Consider the following 21,194-nt stretch of genomic DNA (forward strand, 5'->3'; position numbering starts at 1 on the left):
CTATGCCGATAAATGATAAGACCCCACGCCCGCAGGAATTCGCCGCGGTCGATCTTGGCTCTAATAGTTTCCACATGGTCATCGCCCGTGAGGTAGATGGCGCGTTGCAGATCATCGGTCGTCTGAAGCAGCGCGTACACCTGGCGGATGGTCTTGATGAACGCAGCATGCTCAGCGAAGAGGCGATGGAGCGCGGGTTAAACTGCCTGTCGCTGTTTGCTGAACGCCTGCAGGGCTTCTCGCCCTCCAGCGTTTGCATCGTGGGCACCCACACCCTACGCCAGGCCCTGAACGCACCTGAGTTTCTCAAGCGGGCCGAAAAGGTGATCCCCTACCCGATTGAGATCATCTCCGGCAACGAGGAAGCGCGTCTGATCTTCATGGGCGTCGAGCACACCCAGCCGGAAAAAGGGCGCAAGCTGGTGATCGACATCGGCGGCGGTTCTACGGAGCTTGTGATCGGCGAAGACTTTGAGCCGCGCCTGGTGGAAAGCCGCCGTATGGGATGCGTCAGCTTCGCACAGATGTATTTCCCGGGCGGTTGCATCACCCGCGAGAACTTCCAGCGTGCGCGGATGGCGGCCGTCCAGAAGCTGGAAAACCTGGCCTGGCAGTACCGTATCCAGGGCTGGAACGTGGCGCTGGGCGCGTCGGGTACCATCAAAGCGGCGCATGAAGTGCTGCTGGCGATGGGTGAAAAAGACGGGTTTATCACGCCCGAACGCCTGACATTGCTGACCGAAGAGGTGCTGAAGCATAAAAGTTTTGACGCCTTAAGCCTGCCGGGGCTTTCCGACGAGCGTAAGGTGGTCTTCGTTCCGGGGCTGGCCATCCTCTGCGGCGTGTTTGATGCCCTCGCCATTAAAGAGCTGCGCCTTTCCGACGGCGCGCTGCGCGAAGGTGTGCTGTATGAGATGGAAGGCCGCTTCCGCCATCAGGATATTCGCAGCCGCACCGCACAAAGCCTGGCTAACCAGTACAATATCGACCGCGAGCAGGCGAAGCGCGTGCTGGACACCACGGTGCAGATGTACGAGCAGTGGGAAGAGCAGAATCCGAAGCTCGCGCACCCGCAGCTTGCCGCGCTGTTAAAATGGGCCGCAATGCTCCACGAGGTGGGGCTCAACATCAACCACAGCGGGATGCATCGCCATTCGGCCTACATTCTGCAAAATAGCGATCTGCCTGGCTTCAACCAGGAGCAGCAAACCATGATGGCGACCCTGGTGCGTTATCACCGCAAAGCCATCAAGCTCGACGACCTGCCGCGCTTCACGCTGTTCAAGAAAAAACAGTTCCTGCCGCTTATACAGCTGCTGCGTCTGGGCGTACTGCTCAATAACCAGCGCCAGGCCACCACCACGCCGCCCACGCTGAAGCTTAAAACCGACGACCATCACTGGACGCTGAGCTTCCCGCACGACTGGTTCAGCCAGAACGCGCTGGTCCTGCTGGACCTGGAAAAAGAACAGCAGTACTGGGAAGCGGTCACCGGCTGGCTGCTCAAAATCGAAGAAGAGAGCGCCGACGTCGCCGCGTAACGGTTCAGGCGTCCGCGCAGGACGCCTCAGCTTCCAGCAGCGACTCAAGCGGCGCCGGTCTGCCAATCAGATAGCCCTGCACATAATCGATGCCTAGCGCGTGAACCGCGCTACGTATCTCTTCGGTTTCGACGTACTCCGCCACCACCAGCATCTTCTTCATGCGCGCCAGATGGCAGATAGACGCCACAATCTGATAATCCAGGCTGTTGTTGACGATATTGCGGATAAAGCTGCCGTCGATCTTGAGAATATCCGCATCCACGCTTTTCAGCCGCGCATAGCTCGCATAGCCGGTGCCAAAATCATCAATCGCAATACGTACCCCCATTTTCTGCAGCTGCCGGAGGATGTGTAGCGCCTGCTCCGCATTGCAAAAGGTGCTGCACTCCGTCACTTCAAAAATTAGCTGCCACGGCTCAATGGCGTATTTCGCCAGCAGGCGACTGACCTCAAGCGGAAACTGCACCCGACATACGGTTGAGGGGGCCAGATTAATGGCGAAACGCTGGCCCGGCAGCCTTTCGCGATGCGCGGCCAGGAAGCGCAGAGTATACTCCAGCACCCACAAATCCACCCGCGAGGAGAGGCCAAACTCCTGCGCGACGGGCAGGAACCGATCGGGAGAGATCAATAGCCCGCTGGCATCCGGCATCCGGAGCAGGACTTCGTGATAGCAATCGCCACGCAGGCCGCGAACGGGTTGAACCAGCAGGGTGAATTCGTCGTTATCAAGCGCCTTTTGCAGGCGGCTCATCATCGCAACTTTATCCTTCAGGTTACGCTGCAAATGGACGGCCCCACGCTGCTGAAGATTTTCCGGATGGTTAGAGGCGAGCGACAGGTCGGCAACCACGCCCAGTTCACCCAGCACCAGATACAGATGGTTAACCGGGGACCGGACATAGCAATAGCTCACTCCCACCTGCGGCTGAAGCGGCATGCCGTCCCAGACAAAGCGGAATTGTTTGATATGCTCGTCCAGGGTTTCAATCCGCTGCTGGTGCGATTCCGCGTTGAGGCGTACCGCCATGTCGCACCCGGTCAGGTGGTACACCTGCTCGCTGGGCTGGAGAGTACCGTTCACCCACTGCGCCAGCTGCTGCTTGTACTGAATCCGCAGCAACACGCCGTAATTTCGGCCCAGAATTTCCAGCTCCGGAATACGCAGCAGGCAGAGCGCCGACCACGGGTTTTTCGCCAGATCGCGCGACAGCGCCCGCAGGTTAGGCATATGGACGACCGGATCGAGCAGCGCCAGCCTGCGCGAGCGTTTGTTCACCGCGCGCTGCCGGGTTGCCAGCATCGACATAAAAACCACCACGAACGAGAAGACCAGGTAACTGGAAGAGGTGATCGCCAGCTGAATGTCATACCCCGGGTTGACCGGGATATAGCGGTAAAAATAGTGGATAGATACCAGCAGTATCGGCGTCCATATAAGCGAAATCAGCTTATAGCCAAAACGCATCGCGCCCCAGAGCATCACCGGCATGAGCAGCGACAGGGTGTAGTTCGTGGTGAAAATGGAGCTGTTTTCATTCATCGGGAGCAGCAGCAGCGTAAGCAGCCCGCCTAGCGCAATCGCCCACATCAGAAACTCAATGACCGTCACCTTTTTATCTATCTGGGCACGGATCTGCGAGAGAAGGCTTTTGAGATAGCGCGGATGGCGAATCAGGCGGATCAGCAGATAGCTCAGCGGCACGCCCGTCAGCCCGCTGACCAGCAGCGTCTGATAGTTGATGAGCGTGCGAATATTAAGAGGGTTTAATCCCGCAAGGCTCTGCCGGCTCTCATACACGCCTAAATACACCGCAAACTGAAACAGCACCAGAAATAGCGTCGCGGGGCAGAAGACCTGCCAGAAGATGCGCTGCGCCATCAGCCGGATGTCGCCGTATGCGGTCATATTCCGTCTGGGCGCAAACACCCGGTAGCCGCCCCAGCTCAGCACTAAAGGGACGACAAAATGGAGCATACCAGCGACCGTTTCGAACATGCCGACCGAGGGGTAATAGCGGATAAACAGCGACAATACGATCCCAGGCAGCGCTTCCAGCCCAAAGAACATCATCAGCGAAAGCAAAAATGAGAGGGGTAAATAATAGAGTGCCGCAATGCCGTCTCCCAGCTGCGTGAAGGTATTCGCGATGCTCAGCACGGGAAGTAAAACCACAGGCAAAATAAGCGGCAATGCCCACCAGCGGTTTTCATTTTTTTTCAGGAAAGCGAGAATGTTCATAGATGCCCGGTTAAACCCCTTTCGCTCCAGAGGGAAAATAAAGACAGGCATCCAACCTGACGTACGCGCCGCCCGGCGGCGTGCGGGGCGAACTGTGTGGAGGAAGGATTTTAAATATCAGGGCCGGGAATCCGTTGACTTAAATCAAACTACTTTACGCAAATTACTCTTTGTGGTGTTTTTTTTGAAATAATTTTCTTCATATTATCAATATGGTAAATGCATTAATTAAATTCAATAACATTAATTAATGTATACATTGACGGTTATTTACACACTGCAGAATTGACCCCTTCTTCCCGCTGTGCCTTAATATCCCTATCGCCCAAAAGGGCTTACCCAGGATAAACAGAGTGAGTCAGGTCACGCGTATGCGCAAACGACATCGATTTAACACCCGAATGACCCGCATCATACTGCTCATCAGCTTTCTGTTTTTCTTTGGCCGCTTCGTTTACTCCTCGATTGGCGCCTGGTACCACCATCAGGACAAAACCCAGTCGCAGCAATCCAGCCTCACCGTCGACACCGCTGACCGCTAAACCGCCGAAGGATGCTGCACGAGCCGAATAATGGCCGCTATCCCTTTGCTGAGGATTTTATCCTGTCGCATCACCACCGCCAGCTGCCGCTGCAGCATGGGCGTAAGCGACATCACGCATAGCCCTTCGCGATCGCCATCCTGTTCTACCGCCATTCGAGGCACGATGCTGTAGCCCAGCCCCGCGCGAACCATGCGTTTGATCGCCTCGATGCTGCCAAGCTGCATCACCGGTGCGATCGCTAATCCATTAGCCGCAAACCAGCCATCGATCAGCGTCCGGGTTCCACTACCTGATTCAAAGGCAATCAGCGGCTGAGCGTGCAGCGCCTCCGGGGTAAAGTCTCTGAAAACATCCTTCAGCTCCGGCGAGGCGATAAAAACAAACTCTTCGTCCATCACCGGCATGACGTCCAACGCTTTGCCACTCACGGGCAGCGTGACCAGCCCCATATCGAGACGGTTCTCTTCGATGGCCCTGACGATATCGCGGGTGTTGCCCGTCGTCACCCCCACGTTCAGGAGCGGATAGTCGCGGCGTAGCTGCTCCAGCAGAGGCGGCAGAAAATGAATGCAGGCCGTTGCCCCCGTGCCAAGCGTAATAGTGCCGCTCACATCGTGGCTGAATGCGCTCACCGACCGAATGGCGTCATCCACCACCTGCTGAATACGCTCCCCATGCGCCAGCAATGCCTCTCCGGCTGCCGTCGCCTTTATCCCTCGCCCGGTACGCTCCACCAGCCGCGTTTGCAGAAACTGCTCCAGCTGGCGTATTTGCAGGCTGACGGCGGGCTGGGAGATACCCAGCACATCCGCTGCCGCTGAAAAGCTGCCGCGCTGGATCACCAGACGGAAGGTGGCGAGATAGCCCAGATTAAGCGTCGTCATTCAAAGTTTCTCTTATACCGCGCATAAGGTTGCAGCCCTGCCAGCACAATACCGCGCCCGTTATGCTCAGGACAACTGCATAGCGGAATGAAAAATAATGGAAACACCTGCCCTGCCACGCCGCCTCGCCCTCACTGCCGGATGTAATCAACTCATCAACTGGGGGATCTCGTTTTATATGCCGGGCACCTTTGCGCTGGCCATTTCAGCCGACCGTGGATGGTCTTCACCGCAGATTTACCTCGGCCTGACGCTGGCGATGCTGGTGATGGCGGCGGTATCCCCTTTTGTCGCCCGCCTGCTGGCACGCTTTGGCGGTCAGACGGTGGTGATGAGCGGAACGTTGCTGATCGCCGCAAGCTGCGCAGGGATGGCGTATACCCAGACGCTTTTTGGCTGGTACTGTGCCTGGCTGGTCGCCGGCACAGGCATGCGCCTGTCGCTTTACGATGCGCTGTTCGCCGCGCTGGTGAACCTCTACGGGCAGCAGGCGCGCAGAATAATCTCACGCGTCACGCTGGCGGGCGGACTGGCCTCCGCCGTCTTCTGGCCGCTGGGCGATGCTCTGCTTCAGGTTATGCGCTGGCAGGACGCGCTGCGCGTCTATGCTCTGCTCGGTCTGCTGAGCGCGGCGCTGATAAGAACGCTTCCCCGTCAGCGGCTAACGGTGACGACAAAGGTCACCGCGCCGCCTTTGAACAACGAGCGGCGTAACGGCTGGCTTTATGCCATCTTCATTGCCCTCATTACCTTTGTTTCGAACGGCACGTCCACCCATCTGCCGGAGTTTATTGCCCACTTCGGCCTGCCTGTCGCCATCGGCATGCTGTGGGGGATCGGCCAGACGGGTGCCCGCTCGCTGGAAGTGCTGGCGGGCGCCCGCTTAACACCCTTCAAACTCACGCTTTTTACCGCGCTCGCCATGCCGCTCTGCTTTCTGGTTGGGCTAAGCAGTTCCAAGTTTGTCTGGTGCGCAGCCGGGTTTGTGCTGGGCTATGGCGCCATCAACGGACTGGTCACCATCGTGAAAGCCACGCTGCCGCTGGAACTGTTTAGCACCGAAAGCTATGCCCGCCGCACGGGCATGCTGCTTATCCCCGGCCAGCTGATGGCCGCAGCCTCACCGTTTGCCTATGCGTGGCTGAACAAAACGCTGGGGATCGCTGGCGCAATGGGGGTGTCGACGGGGCTGACGCTGGTGATTGCCGGGCTGGCAATAGCGATCGTGCGCTGTCCCGGGAAGCAAACTGTATCGCACTGTATCCAGAGCGCCACGCTGACAAACGGGTACAAAACGCCGCCTCCGGCAAATATCTCCGATACATAAAAATGGTTTTCTTTCCCTGTCGCCATTCAGAACCGATGAGGAGAGAGATCGATGACCCGTCGTTATGCACTTATCCCCCTGCTTGTCCTGGCATCTGTAGCCCATGCCCAGGCCACGCCGCTGGACAACCTGAGCGCCGGGGACGTTAACGGCCCCGCCGCCGTTGCCCCGCTGGCGCAGCCGCAGCCGCCCGCAAAGCTGATCGTCGATCCCCCGCTTGCCGGGCCGCTGAGCAAAGGCGCGGTGTTTATACAGTACCGTGCCGAAAACCTGCGCATCGAGCCGGTATTCGGACCTGAAGCGCTCAAGGTCACTCCGCGCATCGGACACATTCACGTGGTGGTGGATGACGAGCCGTGGCACTGGGCTGACGCCAGCGGAGAGCCGGTGATTCTGGTGGGGCTGCCCGCCGGTAAACACGAGGTGACGATTATTCTGGCCGACCCGACGCACAAACCGCTCGACCACAAAACCATTGAATTCACCGTACCGCCCCACGCGGCGGTCCACCACTTTTAAGGAATCTCAAGATGAAAGCACTGACTGTACTAACGGCAGGCCTGCTGGCGCTTTCCGCCAGCGCCTTTGCACAGGGTAAAACCAGCGTCGTGCTGGTTCACGGCGCGTTTGCTGACGGCAGCAGCTGGAATAAGGTGATTACCCTGTTGCAGAAACAGCACGCCGAGGTCATTGCCGTGCAGCTGCCGCTCACGTCGCTCAACGATGACGTTGCCGCCACAAAGCGGGCCATCGCCCGCGCCAAGGGTGACGTAGTGCTGGTGGGCCACTCCTGGGGCGGCACCGTGATTAGCGAGGCGGGAAACGATGCGCGGGTAAAATCGCTGGTGTACGTGGCGGCGTTCGCCCCGGATTCCGGCCAGTCGACGGCGGACCTGGCAGGAAGCTACCCTGCGCCGCCGGGTAGCGCGAGCATTGCCAAAACGGCCGACGGTTATTTATACCTGCCAGCGGACGCCGTCAGGAAGGATTTCGCGCCTGACGTGAAGCCAGACACTCAAAACACGATTGCAGCCACGCAGGGGCCAATTAAGGCTGAGGCTTTTGGTGAAAAAGTCGTCCACGCGGCGTGGCATGACAAACCGAGCTGGTATGTGGTTAGCAAGAATGACCGAATGATCAACCCCGATCTTGAACGGGCGATGGCGAAGACGATCCACGCGAAAACCACCGAGGTGGCGGCAAGCCACGTGTCTATGGTCAGCCAGCCGCAGATCGTTGCCCGGACGATTGAGCAGGCGATTGAAGCAAAATAATATTTTGTAAATTGTAGGCCGGGTAAGCGCAGCGCCACCCGGCAAATAATAGCCTCAGTGCCCGCCATCCGCGGGATAATCGCGATTAATCCACGCGTGGTCCTCCTCCCAGGTGAACATCCATTTGCGCACCGGCCCGGCCATCACGTTGAGGTAGTAGCTGTCATACCCGGCCATCGTCGCCACCGGGTGGTAGCCCTTCGGCACCATGACCACGTCACGGTTATAGACCGCCATACACTCATCCAGCGTTCTGTCGTCGGTGTAGACGCGCTGCATGCAGAACCCCTGCTCCGGGTTGAGGCGATGGTAGTAGGTCTCCTCCAAATACGTCTCCTGCGGCGGGTTATCCGTGTCGTGCTTGTGGCTCGGGTACGAGCTGGTGCAGCCCTCGTTAGTCCAGACCTCCACCACCAGCAGGCTGTCGGCGGGCTTGTCTTCCGGCAGAATATTGTGCACGTAGCGCTGGTTGTGGCCCTTACCGCGCGCTTCGCCGTCGATATCCTGCGGCGCAATCAGCCGCGTCGGATACGTGCCCTTGCCAGGCGCGGCGCAGACCGCCAGCTCAAGCTTCGTCAGCGCCTTCACCTGCACCGTCTCCTGCGGGGTGACGTATACCGCCCACGGCTTGATGCGTTCGAACGGGCTCATCCGCCCGCCAATATCATTAAACTGCGCGGAAGGCGTGGTGATGGAGGCACGCCCGGCGACCAGCACCAGGCAGCGCTCTTCGCGGACGGCGGGCAGCGTCAGCGTCTGCCCCTCCTGCAGCTCATACGCCTCAAAGCCGACGTACCCCCACCCTGCGCTTTCCGGCGTGACGGACTGGGTGCGCCCCTCCGCGTTCGGCTGTTGCCAGCGTGATAACAGACGTGACATGTCACCTCCTCAAATCAGTCCGGCGTCGCGCGCCAGACGGCTCAGGTTGTTATACCCCAGACGGGCGTAGGTCAGCGGATGGGCAATCGCCGGGTCCTGCTCGGCCTCCACCACCAGCCAGCCGTGATAATCCTGCGCCTTCAGCAGCCGCATGATCGGCGGGTAATCGACGCAGCCGTCGCCCGGCACGGTAAACACGCCGCTCAGCACCGCGTCGAGGAAGCTGGTTTTACGGTTTTTCACGTCCGCCAGCACGTCGGCACGCACGTCTTTGCAGTGGACGTGGTTGATGCGCGACGCCCAGCGCTGCGCCACCGCCAGCGGATCGGCCCCGGCAAAGGTCAGATGGCCGGTATCGAGCAGTAGCCCCACCGCGTCGCCGGTGTGGGTCATCAGGTTGTCCACGTCGTCGGCGGACTCAATCACCGTGCCCATATGGTGATGGTAGGCAATCTGCACGCCCTGCTGCTGGGTGTAGCGGGCAAATTCGGTAAGCTTCTCACCGTACTCCTTCCAGCGTGACTGCGGGAAGCGCGGGCGCAGATGCACCGGGGTCTGCTGCTCGCCGTGAATGCAGCCGCTCACTTCCGCAAAGACCAGCACCTTCGCCCCCAGCTCGCGCAGCAGCGCCAGGTGGGACTGCACGGCGGCGATCTCCTCCTCCACGCTGCGATCCAGCAGGCGGCCGGAGTACCAGCCGGAGACCAGCTGCAGGTCATGGCGCTGAAGGATGGGGCCGAGCAGGCGCGCTTCGCGCGGGAACTTATTGCCCAGCTCGAAGCCGGCGAAACCGGCCTCTTTACCTTCGCTCAGGCAGGTTTCCAGCGACGTCTCCGCGCCGAGTGAAGGCAGATCGTCGTTCGTCCACGTCAGCGGGTTAATGCCCAGTTGTACACTCATTGTCTTCTCCATTATGCGTGTCCGCGCTCGCGCCACCAGGCGATAAGCTGCAGGTAGTTGTCCCGGATGCGTGCCACCAGCTGCGCATCGTCAATATCGTGCTTCAGCCACGCGCGGGAGGCATCGCCAAACAGCGTGCGCCCCACGGCGAAGCCTTTTACTACCGTCTGCCCTGCTGCGGCCCTGAAGTCGGCGCGCAGCTGTTCCGCCGGGGCATCCAGGCCGAGGATCACCACCCCGCGGCAGTGCGGGTCCCGGCGTTCGATAATCTCGTTCAGCGCCGTCCAGCCCTCGGCGGAAAGCGGCGGCAGCTTCCACCAGTCGGGGTAAATGCCGAGGTTGTAGAAGCGGGAGATGGCGCGCAGGTAGAGCTCGTCGCTGCGCGCCATGGTCGCAGGCAGGATCACCTCCAGCAGCAGCTCATGCCCGGACCGGCAGCAGGCGTGGTACACCTCGGCAATTTTCTGCTCCTGCTCCAGGCGCAGGCCGTGGGCGTCTTCCGGATGGAAAAAGACCAGGCACTTCACCACGTGTTCCTGCGGCCAGCTGATGAGCTGGGTGCCGATGTTGCCATGCTCCATCTCCAGCGGACGCGAGCCCGGCAGCTCAATGGGACGGCCAATCCACCACCCCTCGCCGGTGATGGCGTTCAGCGCGTCCTGACCAAAGGTGCCGTCGCACAGCAGGCCGGCTTTGCCCTCCAGCCCGGCGCGGCTTGCCGCCTCGCGACTGGCCTGCAGGATCAGCTGCTTTAGCGCCGGAATGCGCCCGATCGACGCGCCGCACTGCATCGCCATATCCTCAAGCTGGCTGCGGTGGTCGAAGGCCATCACGCACAGCTCCGGCCACTCGCGGCGGCGGGTGGTCACCCGGTGGAGATGGTTAAGACGTGGGTCGAGATCCGGGCGCGGCACATCTGCAGCGCGTGAAAGATAGTCATCCAGCTCGATTTTGCTCGGCATCGCCGGGGCGCAGCCGTGGCGCGAGACCACCAGCGCGCCGCAGGCGTTGGCATAGCGGCACGCCTGCTCCCAGCCCTCGTCGTTCAGGTAACCGCGCAGCAGGCCAGACATAAACGCGTCCCCTGCGCCGAGGACGTTCAGCACCTCCACGCGCACGCCGGTCACCGTCAGGCCGTCGTCCAGCCGGGGCGGAATGGCGTCGGTATAGACCGAGCAGCCGAGCGCGCCGCGTTTGCAGACCAGCGCTGCGTCACTGACTGCACGCACCTGCCCCAGCGCCTGCAGGGTATCCGTGCTGCCGCCAGCAATGTGAAACTCCTCCTCGGTGCCGACAATGACGTCGAAGAGGTGCAGCACCTCCTGCAGCTCGCGGGTGACCTTATCGGCGGCGATAAAGCGCGTTTCACCGTCGCCTAAGGCGGTGAGCCCCCACAGCACCGGACGGTAGTCGATGTCCAGCACCGTGCGCACGCCGTGACGGCGGGCATAGCCCAGCGCCGTCAGCACCGCCTCGCGGGTCTGAGGATGAGAAAGGTGAGTCCCGGTGATGGCAAGACACCGTGCGGAGGCAATGTAGCTTTCGTCCACATCGCTGGCCGTAATGGCCATATCCGCGCAGTTATCGCGATAAAAAATCAGAGGAAAGGTGTCCCGGTCTTTAATGCCGAGTAGCACCAGCGCCGTGAGGCGTTGTTTATCTGTAATCAGATGGCTGGTATCGCAGCCCACCTGGTTGAGCTCTTCCCGCAGGAAGCGGCCCATATGTTCATCGCCGACGCGTGCCAGCATCGACGAGCGCAGCCCCTGGCGCGCGGTGCCGTACGCCACGTTGCCGGACGAGCCGCCGAGGTATTTGGCGAAGCTCGACACATCCTCCAGACGGGCACCAATCTGCTGACTGTAGAGGTCTACCGCCACGCGACCCATGCATATCACATCAAACTGCTTTTCCACGTTGATACCTCATCAGACAATGTCGTTCACGTTCAGCCAGCGGCCTTCCCGGTGCGAGAGCGCGATTGCATCCAGCACGCGCGATACCTTCCAGCCCTCTTCAAAGTCCGGCCACATCGGCGCGTCGGCGGCAATCCCGTCCACCAGATCGCGCACCTCCACCGTTTTTTGATCGTTAAAGCCAATCCCGTGGCCCGCGCCCATGCAGAACGCGGCGTAGTCCGGGTGCGCCGGGCCGACGAGCAGGGTGCGGAACCCCTGACGGTTAACCGGATCGTCATGCAGATAGAGCTTCAGCTCCGCCATGCGCTCCTGGGTGAAGCTGATAGCGCCTTTCGTTCCGGTTATCACATATGACAACCCCATTTTGCGGCCGCAGGCGACACGGGAGGTTTCAATCACCGCCTGCGCCCCGCCCGCGAAGCGCACCATTGCGTGGGCCTGATCCTCGTTTTCGACGGCAATCATCTCCGACGATCCGGCCTTCGCCGGGCGCTCCGGGACCACGATCTTCAGATCGCCGCAGACCTGCTCGATCTCCCCCACCAGGTACTGGGCCATGTTGACAATATGCGCCGCGAGGTCGCCCAGCGCCCCCAGCCCGGCGGTCTCTTTAAAGCAGTGCCAGTGAATGGGCGACAGCGGGTCGGCCATATAGTCTTCGTTGTGGGTGCCGTAGAAGTGGATCACCTCGCCTATCTCACCGCGGGCGATAATCTCTTTCGCCAGCTGCGCCGTCGGGTTCTTCATGTAGTTGAACCCCACCAGCGTTTTCACCCCGGCCCGCTTCGCGGCGTCAACCATCTCCCGCGCGTCGTGGGCGTTCAGCGCCAGCGGCTTCTCCGAGTAGACGTGCTTGCCGTGGCGGATCGCCTCCAGCGCCATCTCTTTATGCAGATGGTTGGGTGAGCAAATATCCACCACATCAATAGCCGGGTCGGCCACCAGCGCCCGCCAGTCGCCGGTGGAGCGGTTGAAGCCAAACGCCCGCGCGCGCGCTGCCGCCAGCTCCGGCGTGACTTCCGCCACCATCTCGCGCACCAGCCTGCCGCGCAGGTTGAACACCGTTGGGGCCTGGGCATACGCGATAGCGTGCGCCTTGCCGATATACCCGGTGCCAATTAATCCAATACGAACCTCTTTCATCGTGATCCTCACAGTGCGCCGCGACGGCTCTTGGCGTAGGTGTCAAACGCCACCGCCAGAACGATAATTAATCCGGTGATAATCTGCTGGTAGTAGGCCGAGACGTTCATCAGCACAAGGCCGTTAATCAGAATCCCCATGATGATGGAGCCGATAATGGTGCCGCCGATGCGCCCGTAGCCGCCCATCAGCGAGGTACCGCCGATCACCACCGAGGCGATGACGCGCAGCTCAAAAGAGATCCCGGCCACCGCCTCGGCGCTCCCCAGACGCGCGCTCAGGATGAAGCCCGCCAGTCCCGCCAGACAGCCGATCAGCACATAGACGCTGACCAGCACGCGCTTGACGTTCACCCCCGCCAGGCGCGCCGCCTCCGGGTTACCGCCGATGGCGTAGACGAATCGGCCCCAGCGGGTTTTATGCAGCGCCAGATAGCCGCCGAGGGCGACGATGGCGAAGATCCAGATCGGAATGGAGATGCCGAGCAGCTCCCCGCGCCCCCACCAGCGGTAGCCCTGATCGAAACCGGCAATCGGCGCGCCGTCGTTGATCACCAGCGTCAGGCCGCGCCAGATGGTCATCCCGCCGAGGGTCACGATGAACGGCGGCAGGCGCAGACGGGTTACGCCCAGACCGTGCAGGAAGCCAATCGCCGTGCCCATCGCCAGACAAATCCCCAGCCCAATCAGCCAGCTCATGCCGCCCCAGGCGTTCGGGTCGACGGTGGTGAAGTTGTCGCCCTTAATCACGTACGCCGCGGTCATGGCGCAGACCGCCAGAATTGAGCCGACGGACAGGTCAATCCCGGCGGTCAGGATGACAAAGGTCATCCCCACGGCCATGATCCCGTAGATGGAGACTTCGGTCAGGATGTTGAAAATATTGCGTTCAGAGAAAAAATTGCTGTTCTGCGACTGAAAGAAGATCAGCAGCAGGATCATGAAAATCAGCACCCCGAAGCGCTCGAAGAAGGCGATGGGATCGATGCGTCCGGCGCGTTTGACCGGGGCCTGCGTTTTAGAAATCATCTGCGTCATGAGAAACTCCGTTATGCCGCGTTCAGGGCGTTGTGGTTGATGGCCATCATCGTCATCAGCCGTTCTTCGTTAGCGTCGTCACCGTGGATCTCGCCGGTCACTCGCCCTTCGCTCAGGGTAATGATCCGGTCTGACACCGCCATCACTTCAGGCAGATCGGAGGAGATCACGATCACCGCCACGCCCTTTTTCGCCATGTCAAACAGCACCTGGTGCACTTCTGATTTGGTCCCCACGTCAATGCCGCGCGTCGGCTCATCTACGATCAGCACCCGCGGGTTGAGCGCCATGCAGCGCGCGAGGATCACCTTTTGCTGGTTACCACCGGAGAGCTTGCGCACCTCCTGCGCGCTGTTGACCATTTTGATCTGCAGCGCCTTGCGGTAGGACTCGATCAGATCGTCCTCTTTGCGGGTGTTCACGAACCAGCGCCACTGCAGCAGCGAAGAGAGGCAGGAGAGCGACAGGTTGTCGCGAATCGACAGCCCCAGCACCGCCCCCTCTTTTTTGCGGTCTTCCGGCACCAGCGCCACGCCCTGATCGAGCGCATAAAGCGGGTCGCGCGGCTGGTACGGCACGCCGTCCAGTTCAAAGCTGCCCGAGGTAAACGCGTCCGCGCCAAACAGGCAGCGGGCCACTTCGGTGCGCCCGGCGCCCACCAGTCCGGCAATGCCTAAGACCTCCCCGGCGTGAACGTGGAAGCTGATGTCATGCAGGGCTATGCCGTGCGGATCCAGCGGCGGCTTTTCGCGGCTCAGCCCCTTCACCGCCAGGCGGACGGGTTTATCCTCATGATGCGTTTCGCTGGCAGGGCGACGGTTAAAGGCCACGTCGCGACCGACCATCAGGCGGATCAGCTGTTCGACGTTGGTCTCCGCCACCGCGCCGGTGCCGGTGAAGCGGCCGTCCTGGAAAACGGTGAAGCGATCGCAGAGCTGGAAAACTTCGTGCAGACGGTGGGTAACATAAATAATGCTTACGCCGCGGTTTTTAAGCTCCCGCACCACGCGATGCAGGCTTTCCACCTCGCTATCGCTCAGCGCGGCGGAAGGTTCGTCCATAATGATTAGCCTGGCGTTGAGGGTCAGCGCCCGGGCGATCTCCACCATCTGCTGCTGGGCAACGCTCAGACGGGCGACCGGCGTGGTCGGCGCAACGTTCAGCTGCAGATAGTCGAGAATGACCTGCGCTTCCTGATTTACCGCCTTTTCGTCGACGATCAGATTGCGTTTACGCGGCTCGCGCCCGAGAAACATGTTTTCCGCGACGGTCATGTTGGGCAGCAGATTAAATTCCTGGTAGATGGTGATAATGCCCTTGTTCTGCCGTTCCACCGGGGAGTCGTCCACCGGCAGCGTTTCGCCGTTGAACCAGATATCCCCGCGGGTTTGCGGCTGCGCCCCCGCGAGCGCCTTCAGCAGCGTGGATTTACCCGCCCCGTTTTCCCCCAGCAGGGCGTGGATCTCGCCCGCGCCGACGGTCAGCTGGGCGCTGCTTAACGCCCAGACGCCGGAAAAGCTTTTTGCCAGGTCGGTCACTTTCAGTAAGGGTTGCGACATCGGTCTGCTCCTCCTTTAGAGTGAGCCGCCGCGCCAGCGGCGGCTGCGGATAAATCAGTTACCGGCCTCACCGATACGCTCAGCCTGCTGCAGGTTCTCTTTAGTGATCAGCGTCGGCGGGTAGTCGGCCCCGGTGATGGCTTTCTTCTCGCGCACGTTGGCCACCAGCTGGCTCATCGCCGTCTGCACCGCAAAGCCCGGACGCTGGTCCGCCGTCACCGCCAGCCAGCCGTCGCGCACGCGGGCCAGCGCTTCCGGTACCGCGTCAAAGCCTGTGACCAGAATTTCGCCCGGCTTCACGCCCTGGCTCTGCAGCGCTTCGATCGCCCCCAGCGCCATGTCGTCGTTAGCGGAGAGGATCACCTGAGGACGTTTCGGCAGCGAGGGCAGCACGCTTTCCACGATGCGCATCCCTTCAGAACGCATCCAGTTGCCGGTCTGATCGGCGACAATCTTGTACTTATCCCCGCCAGCCTTCAGGCTGTCGCGGATCCCTTTGGTGCGTTCGATGTTGGAGGAGGAGCCCGGCTGGCCGGTCAGCAGAATGATCTCCGCCCCGTCGGGGAATTTGGTTTTAACGAAGTCGCCAATCGCCTGGCCGCCCTTGTAGTTGTTGGCGCCAAAGTGCGGCACCTTCTTCTGGCTGTCGACGGAGCGGTCAAGGGTGACCACCGGCAGCTTCGCATCCTGAATTTCATCCACCGCGCTGGAGACCGCGTTCACATCGTTCGGGGAAACGATAAAGCCCTGCGCCCCGCGGGTGATGGCATTTTCCAGGTCAGCAACCTGCTTCGGCGAGCTGCCCTGCCCGTCCAGTACCTGAAGCTTCACGCCCATCTCTTTTGCGGCTTTCACCGCCGTGCGCTGCATGTGAACTTCAAACGGCATGGCCAGGTTTGGCGTACTGAAAACGATTTGCTCGTTTTCGGCGAGGGCGGCCCCGGACGTCATGGCGATGAGGGCGGCTACGATCAGTTTTTTCATTATTATGTCTCTCTGTGTAGGGTAGTTGTGTTTAGAGGACGATCTCGCGCTGGCTGCGGAGTGACTCCAGCGCTTTATCCGCGAGGTACAGCGCACGTTCACCATCATCGCCGCTGCAGTCAGGCACCGCTTCGCCGCGCAGGACCGCGACAAAGTGTTCCCATTCCGCGGCGTAAGCGGATTTGTAGCGCTGCAGGAAGAAGTGTTCCGGCAGCGCGCTGGTGCAGCCCTGTTTGCCGTAGTGCTGCACCTGGTTTTCCAGAATGTTGCCCGCGCACAGCAGCCCTTCGGAGCCGTGCAGCTCCAGGCGCTGGTCGTAGCCGTAAGATGAGCGGCGGCTGTTGACGATGGTCGCCATCGCGCCGGAAGCGTATTTCAGAACGATAAACGCGGTATCGATGTCCCCCGCCTCGCCAATCGCCGGATCGACCAGGTTACTGCCCTGGGCATACACCGACACCGGCTCTTCGCCCATGATGAAGCGGGCCATGTCAAAGTCGTGAATGGTCATATCGCGGAACATGCCGCCGGAAACGCGCACGTACTCCGCAGGCGGCGGAGACGGGTCGCGGGAGATAATGAGCAACGATTCCAGTTTGCCGATGCACCCGGCCTGCGCGTCGGTTTTCACGCGGCGGAACTGCGGGTCAAAGCGGCGATTAAAGCCAATGAACAGCGGCACGTCATACTCTTTGACCACCTTCAGGCAGTCGCGCACGCGGGCGAGGTCGAGGTGTACCGGCTTTTCACAGAAGATGGCCTTGCCGTGGCGGGCGGCCATTTCAATCAGGTCCGCGTGGGTATCGGTGGCAGAGGCGATCAGCACGGCGTGAACGTTAGGGTCGGTCATCGCTTCATCCAGGCTCTGCTGGCGGGCCTGATACTGCGTGGCGAGGCGGGTGGCAAATTCCTGATTCGGGTCAACCACGGACCAGAGCGTGGTCGCGCCGTGGCTGGCGATGTTAGCTGCATGTACCTGGCCAATTCGGCCAGCGCCCAGTAAAGCAATGTTAAACATAACGGCTCCCGGTGTTGGTGAATGCTGTGAACTAACGACCCTATAAATAAAACATTTATTTCATTTTTATAAATAGTGAAAATTATGTTTTTGAGTGCGGGTTAACACTTTTGAGATGAATGAGATAAATTTTGTTATCAATCTCACAACATCGCGGGAGATGTGCCCCTCACCATAACTCTCTCCCCAAAGGGGAGAGGGGACGGTACGGCGCGGTCTTTTCTCCCTCTCCCCTTTGGGGAGAGGGCTGGGGTGAGGGGAAAATAAAAATGAAATGAAAATTTCGTTACGGCGGAAAAACTTAATACTGACGGGCTTTTTTCACCTGCGCCTGCGTTTGCTCCGCGGCTTCACGCACGGCAGACGATTCCGCCACCTGCGCATCACCGGTTCGCCACCAGGAGGCGTAGTCGTGGGTCATGGTCTTCGGTAGCACCTTGATGTCCAGCAGCGTCGGGCCCGGATGGGCGCGTGACGCCTCCAGCGCCGCCAGCAGGCTTTGCTCGTCGTGCACCCGCCACGCGCGGCAGCCGTAGCTCTCCGCGTTTTGCGCAAAATCGACCTTCACCAGCGGACCGTCAAGGCGTCCGGTTTCCGGGTTGCGATGGCGGTTTTCCGTGCCAAAGCTGCCCATACCGTGCCCCATCTGCAGGTTGTTAATGCAGCCGAAGCTGGCATTATCAAACAGCAGAACGGTGACCTTAATGCCCTCCTGCACCGCGGTTTGCAGCTCGGAGTGCAGCATCATGTAGGAGCCATCCCCCACCATGGCGTATACCGGCTGCTCGGGTCGGGCAAGCTTCGCGCCGATGGCTGCCGCAATCTCGTACCCCATGCAGGAGTAGCCGTACTCCAGGTGATAGCTGTCCGGCGTTTTGACCTGCCAGAGGCGCTGTAAATCGCCCGGCAGCGAACCGGCCGCGCCCACCACGATGGCGTTATCTTCCACATGCTGGTTGATCAGCCCCAGCACCCGCGTCTGGGTCAGGCGGGTGTTGAGCGTCTTGCCGTACTCCGCCAGCTGCGTATCCAGGTGCCCCGCCACTTCGGGTGCGTCGTCCGGACGCCACTGGCGATCCCACAGGCGACGGCACTCGTCGCGCCAGGCGGATTTCGCCTCAGCGATCGCCTCTCCCCAGCCGCTGCGGTAATCACCGAGCGCGTGGGTCAATGCCTGGAGTCCGGTTTGAGCGTCGGCAATCAGCGCCGTAGCGTCCAGCTTCAGAGCGTCAAACTCGGCCACGTTCAGTAGCAGAAATTCGACGTCCGGATGGGAAAAGAGTGCCTTGGAGCCGGTGGTAAAGTCGGTCAGGCGCGTGCCGATGCCAATCACCAGGTCAGCCTGCGGCGCGAGCTGGTTGGCCGCCATTCCGCCCGTCACCCCTACGCCACCGAGGTTAAGTGGGTGGTCACTTACCAGCGCCCCCTTTCCGGCCTGAGTTTCGGCAAACGGCAGCTGCAGCGTCTCGACAAAGTCGCGAAACGCCTCATGCGCGCCGGAATAACGCACCCCGCCGCCGCACACCACCAGAGGGCGACGCTTGCGGGCGATCAGCGCCCGCGCCTGCGCCAGACGCTGCGGATCGGGTGGACGACGCTCGATGTGGTGCACGCGACGCGCAAAGAAGCTTAGCGGGTAATCCCACGCTTCCCCCTGCACGTCCTGCGGCAGGCAAATCGTAACCGCACCGGTATCTGCCGGGTCAGTAAGCGTTCGCATCGCGCTAAGCATTGCGCTCATCAACTGCTCGGGACGGTAGATGCGGTCCCAGTAGCGGGAGACCGGACGGAAGCAGTCGTTGGTGCTGATGCTGAGATCGTGATACTGCTCGATCTGCTGCAGTACCGGGTCCGGCTGGCGGCTGGCGTAGATATCGCCCGGGAGCAGCAGCAGCGGGATGCGGTTCGCCGTGGCGGTTGCCGCCGCCGTGACCATATTGGCGGCACCCGGCCCGACGGAGGAGGTGACGGCAAAAATGCGCTGACGGCGGTGCTGTTTGGCGAATCCCGTCGCCATATGGGCGATGCCCTGCTCGTTGCAGCCCTGCATCACCTGCAGATGGCCGGGATCCTGCTCCAGCGCCTGGCCAATGCCCAGCACGTTGCCGTGCCCAAAGATGGTGGCGACGCCCTCCACGAAGGGAGTTTCATCGCCATCCACGCTAACGTACTGTTGATTAAGGAACCGGACCAGCGCCTGGGCCATGGTCATACGTTCGGTTTGCATAACGCCTCCTGTCAGCCCAGCGTCGGCATGGAGAACGCAGCGCCTGTCTCCTGCTGCATTTCCGGCCAGCGCGCGGTGATGGTTTTCATTCGGGTGTAGAAACGCACGCCGTCGCTGCCGTGAACGTTGAGCGCACCGAAGATGGAACGCTTCCAGCCGCCGAAGCTGTGGAATGCCATCGGCACCGGAATCGGCACGTTGACCCCCACCATGCCCGCCTGCACCTCTTCGCAGAAGCGGCGCGCGCAGCCGCCGTCGCGGGTGAAGATCGCCGAACCATTACCATATTCATGGCGGTTAATCAGATCCACCGCGCTGGCGTAATCTGCTACGCGCACCACAGAAAGCACCGGGCCAAAAATCTCTTCTTTATAGATGGTCATCTCAGGAGTGACGTTATCGAACAGCGTCGGCCCAACGAAGTAGCCCTGCTCATGGCCCTTCACGCTGAAGCCGCGACCGTCCACGCGCAGTTTTGCTCCCTGCGCTTCCCCGCTGTCGATATAGCCCAGCACCTTGCTGCGGTGCGCGGAGGAGATGAGCGGCCCCATTTCGTTTTCCGGCGACTGGTCCAGGCCCGGCCCGACGCGCAGCGCGGCAATCTGTTTCTCCAGCCGAGTACAGAGGTCATCGGCGGTTTTATCCCCTACCGCCAGCACTACCGAGAGCGCCATGCAGCGTTCCCCCGCCGCGCCGTAGGCCGCGCCCATGATGGCGTTGGTCGCCATCTCCATGTCGGCATCCGGCATCAAAATGCAGTGGTTTTTCGCGCCCCCCAGCGCCTGACAGCGCTTGCCGTGGGCGGACGCGGTCTGGTAAATGTATTCCGCAATCGGCGTGGAGCCGACAAAGCTCACCGCCTGCACGCGCGGGTCGGTCAGGAGCACGTCAACGGACTCTTTATCGCCCTGCACCACGTTGAAGACGCCGTCCGGCAGGCCGGCCTCTTTCAGCAGCTGCGCCAGCGCGAGCGCCAGAGAAGGATCTTTTTCCGACGGTTTCAGCACGAAGGTATTCCCGGTCGCCAGCGCAATCGGGAACATCCACATCGGCACCATCGCCGGGAAGTTAAACGGCGTGATCCCGGCGCAGACGCCGAGCGGCTGCATGAGCGAGTGGCTGTCGACGCCCGTGCCGACGTTCGCCGAGTGTTCACCCTTTTGCAGATGCGGAATACCGCAGGCAAACTCCACCACTTCCAGACCGCGGGTCAGTTCGCCCACCGCGTCGGAGAAGACCTTGCCGTGCTCTTCGCTGATGAGGCGGGCCAGCCGATCCATGTTCTCTTCAAGCAGCGCTTTGAAGCGGAACATCATGCGCGCGCGCTTAAGCGGAGCATGACGCGCCCACGCCGGAAACGCCTGCTGCGCGGCGGCAATCGCCTGCTCCGTTTCCTGTGCCGTACTCATCACCACCTGGCGGATCTGCTCGCCGGTGGCCGGGTTGAAGATCGCCTGAACGCGCTGGCCTGAACCGGTGACACATTCGCCGTGAATAAAATTCGCTACCGTCTCCATCCTTAACCTCTCGCTGTTGATTCGTGACTGTTACCTGAACGCTGTGTACTGAACACTATACATGAAACAAATATTCCATTTTAAGTTGAAATAAAATAAATGATGATTATTGTGATCAAGGATGGATTTTTATGTTAACAGCCAGCACCACTGACGCCACGTGCGCTATTAAGGGATCTCGGGCGAGGAAATGAC

The 21,194-nt window shown here is 60.7% G+C and carries 17 protein-coding genes; 5 read left to right on the forward strand and 12 right to left on the reverse strand.

Features of this window, described 5'->3' with window-relative positions:
- Positions 1 to 2 precede the first annotated feature (2 nt).
- Positions 3 to 1,541 carry an exopolyphosphatase gene (ppx, locus tag ACWYRJ_RS01740; RefSeq protein WP_455507301.1) on the forward strand — a complete coding sequence of 513 codons (1,539 nt, stop codon included), beginning with the start codon at positions 3 to 5 and terminating at the stop codon, positions 1,539 to 1,541.
- A gap of 4 nt (positions 1,542 to 1,545) precedes the next feature.
- Here the strand turns inward: ppx and ACWYRJ_RS01745 are convergent, their stop codons facing one another.
- Positions 1,546 to 3,786, reverse strand: a complete 2,241-nt coding sequence (locus ACWYRJ_RS01745; RefSeq protein ID WP_455507302.1) for an EAL domain-containing protein — start codon at positions 3,784 to 3,786, stop codon at positions 1,546 to 1,548.
- Positions 3,787 to 4,139: 353 nt separating this feature from the next.
- Between ACWYRJ_RS01745 and ACWYRJ_RS01750 the strand changes: the two genes are divergently transcribed.
- A complete protein-coding gene (locus tag ACWYRJ_RS01750; protein WP_021241815.1) occupies positions 4,140 to 4,328 on the forward strand; it encodes a YfgG family protein in 189 nt (62 codons plus the stop codon).
- Here ACWYRJ_RS01750 and ACWYRJ_RS01755 read toward each other — a convergent pair.
- The gene (locus ACWYRJ_RS01755; protein WP_455507303.1) at positions 4,325 to 5,215 is read right to left on the reverse strand and encodes a LysR family transcriptional regulator; all 891 of its coding nucleotides are present in this window, start codon (positions 5,213 to 5,215) and stop codon (positions 4,325 to 4,327) included. The two genes, ACWYRJ_RS01750 and ACWYRJ_RS01755, sit on opposite strands and share 4 nt — an antisense overlap.
- 97 nt (positions 5,216 to 5,312) lie before the next feature.
- Here ACWYRJ_RS01755 and ACWYRJ_RS01760 point away from each other — a divergent pair, with 97 nt between their 5' ends.
- From ACWYRJ_RS01760 to ACWYRJ_RS01770, 3 genes are read left to right on the forward strand one after another with little or no spacing between them, the layout of a single operon-like run.
- On the forward strand, positions 5,313 to 6,542 hold the full coding sequence (locus tag ACWYRJ_RS01760) for an MFS transporter (protein WP_455507304.1): 1,230 nt from the start codon (positions 5,313 to 5,315) through the stop codon (positions 6,540 to 6,542).
- A gap of 51 nt (positions 6,543 to 6,593) precedes the next feature.
- Positions 6,594 to 7,061, forward strand: a complete 468-nt coding sequence (locus ACWYRJ_RS01765; RefSeq protein ID WP_455507305.1) for a DUF6130 family protein — start codon at positions 6,594 to 6,596, stop codon at positions 7,059 to 7,061.
- Positions 7,062 to 7,072: 11 nt separating this feature from the next.
- On the forward strand, positions 7,073 to 7,816 hold the full coding sequence (locus tag ACWYRJ_RS01770) for an alpha/beta fold hydrolase (protein WP_455507306.1): 744 nt from the start codon (positions 7,073 to 7,075) through the stop codon (positions 7,814 to 7,816).
- A gap of 54 nt (positions 7,817 to 7,870) precedes the next feature.
- Here ACWYRJ_RS01770 and iolB read toward each other — a convergent pair whose 3' ends face one another.
- The 10 genes from iolB to ACWYRJ_RS01820 form a co-directional block, all read right to left on the reverse strand.
- Positions 7,871 to 8,695 carry a 5-deoxy-glucuronate isomerase gene (gene iolB / locus ACWYRJ_RS01775; RefSeq protein WP_455507307.1) on the reverse strand — a complete coding sequence of 275 codons (825 nt, stop codon included), beginning with the start codon at positions 8,693 to 8,695 and terminating at the stop codon, positions 7,871 to 7,873.
- Positions 8,696 to 8,704: 9 nt separating this feature from the next.
- Complete coding sequence (gene iolE / locus ACWYRJ_RS01780) at positions 8,705 to 9,595, reverse strand: myo-inosose-2 dehydratase (protein WP_455507308.1); 891 nt, start codon at positions 9,593 to 9,595, stop codon at positions 8,705 to 8,707.
- Positions 9,596 to 9,606: 11 nt separating this feature from the next.
- The gene (locus tag ACWYRJ_RS01785; RefSeq protein ID WP_223580167.1) at positions 9,607 to 11,511 is read right to left on the reverse strand and encodes a bifunctional 5-dehydro-2-deoxygluconokinase/5-dehydro-2-deoxyphosphogluconate aldolase; all 1,905 of its coding nucleotides are present in this window, start codon (positions 11,509 to 11,511) and stop codon (positions 9,607 to 9,609) included.
- 12 nt (positions 11,512 to 11,523) lie between these two features.
- Complete coding sequence (locus ACWYRJ_RS01790) at positions 11,524 to 12,657, reverse strand: Gfo/Idh/MocA family protein (RefSeq protein ID WP_455507309.1); 1,134 nt, start codon at positions 12,655 to 12,657, stop codon at positions 11,524 to 11,526.
- An 8-nt stretch (positions 12,658 to 12,665) separates the two neighbouring features.
- Positions 12,666 to 13,694 carry an ABC transporter permease gene (locus ACWYRJ_RS01795; protein ID WP_008502116.1) on the reverse strand — a complete coding sequence of 343 codons (1,029 nt, stop codon included), beginning with the start codon at positions 13,692 to 13,694 and terminating at the stop codon, positions 12,666 to 12,668.
- Positions 13,695 to 13,705: 11 nt separating this feature from the next.
- Positions 13,706 to 15,253: a sugar ABC transporter ATP-binding protein gene (locus tag ACWYRJ_RS01800; protein ID WP_025912800.1), complete on the reverse strand. Its 1,548-nt coding sequence runs from the start codon at positions 15,251 to 15,253 to the stop codon at positions 13,706 to 13,708.
- Positions 15,254 to 15,307: 54 nt separating this feature from the next.
- Positions 15,308 to 16,237: a sugar ABC transporter substrate-binding protein gene (locus ACWYRJ_RS01805; protein ID WP_008502118.1), complete on the reverse strand. Its 930-nt coding sequence runs from the start codon at positions 16,235 to 16,237 to the stop codon at positions 15,308 to 15,310.
- Between the two features lie 31 nt (positions 16,238 to 16,268).
- Entirely contained in the window at positions 16,269 to 17,255 is a 987-nt protein-coding gene (gene iolG, locus ACWYRJ_RS01810) for an inositol 2-dehydrogenase (protein ID WP_115875988.1), read from the reverse strand.
- A 301-nt stretch (positions 17,256 to 17,556) separates the two neighbouring features.
- Positions 17,557 to 19,482, reverse strand: coding sequence for a 3D-(3,5/4)-trihydroxycyclohexane-1,2-dione acylhydrolase (decyclizing) (gene iolD, locus ACWYRJ_RS01815; RefSeq protein WP_455507310.1), 1,926 nt, complete (start codon positions 19,480 to 19,482; stop codon positions 17,557 to 17,559).
- A gap of 11 nt (positions 19,483 to 19,493) precedes the next feature.
- A complete protein-coding gene (locus ACWYRJ_RS01820) occupies positions 19,494 to 20,999 on the reverse strand; it encodes a CoA-acylating methylmalonate-semialdehyde dehydrogenase (protein WP_455507311.1) in 1,506 nt (501 codons plus the stop codon).
- Between the last annotated feature and the right edge of the window lie 195 nt (positions 21,000 to 21,194).

This window comes from Enterobacter sp., assembly GCF_977039595.1.

Coding starts and splice junctions, on each gene's coding strand:
- ppx (WP_455507301.1), top strand. CDS start 3: ATGCCGATAAATGATAAGACCCCACGCCCGCAGGAATTCGCCGCGGTC.
- ACWYRJ_RS01765 (WP_455507305.1), top strand. CDS start 6,594: ATGACCCGTCGTTATGCACTTATCCCCCTGCTTGTCCTGGCATCTGTA.
- iolB (WP_455507307.1), bottom strand. CDS start 8,695: ATGTCACGTCTGTTATCACGCTGGCAACAGCCGAACGCGGAGGGGCGC.
- iolD (WP_455507310.1), bottom strand. CDS start 19,482: ATGCAAACCGAACGTATGACCATGGCCCAGGCGCTGGTCCGGTTCCTT.
- ACWYRJ_RS01745 (WP_455507302.1), bottom strand. CDS start 3,786: ATGAACATTCTCGCTTTCCTGAAAAAAAATGAAAACCGCTGGTGGGCA.
- ACWYRJ_RS01795 (WP_008502116.1), bottom strand. CDS start 13,694: ATGACGCAGATGATTTCTAAAACGCAGGCCCCGGTCAAACGCGCCGGA.
- ACWYRJ_RS01755 (WP_455507303.1), bottom strand. CDS start 5,215: ATGACGACGCTTAATCTGGGCTATCTCGCCACCTTCCGTCTGGTGATC.
- ACWYRJ_RS01760 (WP_455507304.1), top strand. CDS start 5,313: ATGGAAACACCTGCCCTGCCACGCCGCCTCGCCCTCACTGCCGGATGT.
- ACWYRJ_RS01805 (WP_008502118.1), bottom strand. CDS start 16,237: ATGAAAAAACTGATCGTAGCCGCCCTCATCGCCATGACGTCCGGGGCC.
- ACWYRJ_RS01790 (WP_455507309.1), bottom strand. CDS start 12,657: ATGAAAGAGGTTCGTATTGGATTAATTGGCACCGGGTATATCGGCAAG.
- ACWYRJ_RS01820 (WP_455507311.1), bottom strand. CDS start 20,999: ATGGAGACGGTAGCGAATTTTATTCACGGCGAATGTGTCACCGGTTCA.
- iolE (WP_455507308.1), bottom strand. CDS start 9,595: ATGAGTGTACAACTGGGCATTAACCCGCTGACGTGGACGAACGACGAT.
- iolG (WP_115875988.1), bottom strand. CDS start 17,255: ATGTTTAACATTGCTTTACTGGGCGCTGGCCGAATTGGCCAGGTACAT.
- ACWYRJ_RS01800 (WP_025912800.1), bottom strand. CDS start 15,253: ATGTCGCAACCCTTACTGAAAGTGACCGACCTGGCAAAAAGCTTTTCC.
- ACWYRJ_RS01770 (WP_455507306.1), top strand. CDS start 7,073: ATGAAAGCACTGACTGTACTAACGGCAGGCCTGCTGGCGCTTTCCGCC.